Below are 2,907 nucleotides of genomic sequence, written 5' to 3'. Positions count from 1 at the left end.
ATGCTTACCTCAGGTAGTCGATGAGGGATGGCTGGATGACCTTGGCAGTCGCGGCCAGGGCAGCCTGATACGCGGTCTGCTGCAGCTGCATTTCCATGATCGTCTGCGGCAGGTCGATGTCCTCGACGTCCGAAAGCTGGGACTTCAGAGTCACCAGGCGATCCTCCGCCGTGTCGTGCATCTGCGACACCCGGTTGTATCGGGCACCGACATCCGACAGGGTCGACTTGATGAGATCACCGGCGGCGGACAGGTTGTCCATGCCGGCGTGCAACTTCGTCACGTCGTTGTTGCGCAGGCCGTCGGAGATGTCGGCGAGCACCGCGAAGATGTTGCTGCCGTCGGGGCCGAAGACGTCCCTGCCGTCCTCGGCGACCCGCACCTGGGCGTTGCTGCCCACCGTGCGGAGCACGGCGCCGTCGTCGCCCTGATAGACGCCGGCGCTGTCGTAGGCGACGCCCCCCGTCGTGGTGCCGCCGAACACCGGCCGGCCCAGGTACGTGGTGTTCGCCGCGCCGATCAGCGACTCCCGGATGTTGTCCACCTCGACGGCCATCGCCTCGCGCGACAGCGGCGTGGCGGCGCCGCTCTGACTCTGGATGGCAAGGTCCCGAGCGCGGTTGATCTGGGACAACGACCCGCTGAGCGTGTCGTCGAGGACGCTGAGCCAGCTCATTCCGTCGTCGGCGTTGCGGGAGTACTGCTGGGTGACCCGCATCTCGCCGCGCAGTTGCAGCGCCGTCAGCGTGCCGGTGGGCGAGTCGGACGGCCGGGCGATCTGCTTGCCGCTGGACAACTGCTCCTGGATCTTTCCGCTGCGGGCGACGTTGCGCTGCAGGTTGGCCAGCACCCTCGCGGTGATGCTGCCATTGGTGACCCTCATCTGGGGCATGTCGTCCTACCTACCTTCCGACCAGACCAGTGCGGTTGATCAGCTGGTCGAGCATTGAGTCGATCGTGGTCAGCACCCGGGACGACGCCTCGTACCCGCGCTGGAACGTGAGCAGGTTCGTCATCTCCTCATCGAGGTTGACGCCCGCCTCCGACTCCCGGGCCGAGTCGATCTGAAGGGTGATGTTGCCCTGAATATCGGCACGACGACCGGTTGTCTGAGACTCCACGCCCAAGTCGGCGATCATCTTCTGGTACGCCTTGTCCGGGCCGTTGGTCAGCGAGCCGGTGCGCGACAGCTTGTCGGCCACCGAACCGTCGAAGGTGCCGCCCGACGGGGCCGCCCCGACCTGCTCGGGCTTGTCCATGTCGAGGGCGATGGCGATGGTGCTCGCGCTGTCTCCGGAGAAGAACGGCCGGCCCGTGACGCCGTCCAGGCCGTATGCCCCGGTGTGCACCGCGTTGACCGTGTCGGCCAGCTGCTTGGCCACGCCGTCGAGCTTGGCGGACATGCCGGGGATGACGGTGGTGAGCGAGTCCATCACCGCGCCCATCTGGCCGCCGGTACCCGTAGCCGAGTGATCGTCCGCCCATTGCACCTGCACGCCGGAGAGCGCCGGGTCCACCCCGACCTGCGCCTGGTCCTCGAGCCGCTTCACCCCGGAGATCTCGATGCTGCGCGTGTTGAACTGGCTGACCAGCGCGCCGCCGTTGATGAAGACGTCCACCGCCCCGTTCGCACGCGTCGAGGTCGTGGCGCCGACCATCTCGGCCAGGTGCATGATGTGCAGGTCCCGCTGGTCCTCGAGCTCGTTGACCGTCGCGCCGGACGCCTTGGCCAGCACGATGTTCTTGTTCAGTTCGGCGATCGCCGACGCGGTCTGGTTGACCTCGGCGGCGTTGGCTACCGCCTGGCCGCGGAGCGCCTCCCACTGCGAGCCCAGCGCGTCGTGCGCGTTGTGCAGGTTGTCCACCACGGTCGCGCTCTTCTGCAGCAGCGCCGAGCGGGCCGCCGGGTCGTTCGGCGCGTTCGCCACGTCGGACCAGGAGGCCCACATGTCGTGGAACTGCGCCTGCAGCGCGGTGTCGCCGGGCTCGGCGAAGACGTCTTCGATCGAGTTGTAGATCGACGACTGGGTGTTCAGGTAAGCGCTGGTGCCGTGCTCGGTGCGGCCCCGGCCCTCGAGGAACTCGTTGCGCAGCCGCTGCACGTCGGTCACCGCGACGCCGTTGCCGAGACCGTCAGACCGCGCGTACATGGCGGCCGAGCTTCCGCCGACCACCGACTGCATCTGCACGCGCTGCCGGGTGTATCCCTGAGTCGTCGAGTTCGCGATGTTCTGGCCGCTCACGTCCAGCCCGCGCCGGTTGGCGTACAGGCCGGTCAGGGCGGTGTTGATGGAACCGAAAGAACTCGACATCAGATCGCCTCATCTACCAGGCTCGGACGGCGCGCGCCGCCGGCTACTGTTTGGCCCTGCCGGCCGTAGGTCTCCACGTTGCCCTCGAACACGAGCATGGTGTCGCGGGCGGCCCGCTGCCCCGCGGTGAGCAGTTCACGGTTGGCGCCCGCCATGCCGCTGATCTCGGCGGTCAGCGTCAGGAACGCCTTGCGGTGCTGGCGGAGCAGGTCCGACCAGGGCGCCGGGGCGGCGTCCGCCAGCTCGCCCAGTGACGCCTCCGGATCAAGGCCCAGCTCGACCGCGGCGCCCTGCGAGTAGGCGGCCCGTGCTATCTCGGTCTGCCGCATCTGGTCGAGCACAACCTCGACCTCCCGCGTGGCGTGCCCCAGCCAGCGGTTCCGGCCCGCCGCGAGGATCAGCTGCTCCTCCTCGAGCTTGAAGAGCAACAGCTCCAACAGTTCACGCGAACGCCATAACACGCTGGAAAGGTCGGTCAGACTCACCGTGGCTCCTCACTCTCTCGGCTCGAGCGGGATGGACCGCACCCGGCCGCTCCCCTGCTCACCTGGATTGGTCGGCAGGTTCCGTTCGCGACTGAGAGGTTCCGTGCCAC

3 protein-coding genes are annotated in these 2,907 nt (G+C 67.9%); all 3 read right to left on the bottom strand.

The annotated features are described in order from the left end of the window. Window positions 1–4: 4 nt before the first annotated feature. From flgL to flgN, 3 genes are read right to left on the bottom strand one after another with little or no spacing between them, the layout of a single operon-like run. Entirely contained in the window at window positions 5–883 is an 879-nt protein-coding gene (flgL, locus tag AB0F10_RS45055) for a flagellar hook-associated protein FlgL (RefSeq protein WP_360640679.1), read from the bottom strand. Window positions 884–902: 19 nt separating this feature from the next. Then, entirely contained in the window at window positions 903–2,312 is a 1,410-nt protein-coding gene (flgK, locus tag AB0F10_RS45050) for a flagellar hook-associated protein FlgK (protein WP_360640677.1), read from the bottom strand. Continuing rightward, window positions 2,312–2,797 carry a flagellar export chaperone FlgN gene (flgN, locus tag AB0F10_RS45045; protein WP_360640675.1) on the bottom strand — a complete coding sequence of 162 codons (486 nt, stop codon included), beginning with the start codon at window positions 2,795–2,797 and terminating at the stop codon, window positions 2,312–2,314. The genes flgK and flgN overlap by 1 nt, the downstream gene beginning before the upstream one ends. Window positions 2,798–2,907: the final 110 nt, after the last annotated feature.

Origin of the sequence: Actinoplanes sp. NPDC026623 (genome assembly GCF_040638275.1) — a bacterium.
Taxonomy (GTDB): domain Bacteria; phylum Actinomycetota; class Actinomycetes; order Mycobacteriales; family Micromonosporaceae; genus Actinoplanes.
Note: the sequence above shows the minus strand (reverse complement) of the source record. Positions and strands in the feature narration are given on the sequence as shown.

Excerpts from the sequence above, each read along its gene's own strand:
- flgL (WP_360640679.1), bottom strand. The coding sequence starts at position 883 with ATGAGGGTCACCAATGGCAGCATCACCGCGAGGGTGCTGGCCAACCTG.
- flgK (WP_360640677.1), bottom strand. The coding sequence starts at position 2,312 with ATGTCGAGTTCTTTCGGTTCCATCAACACCGCCCTGACCGGCCTGTAC.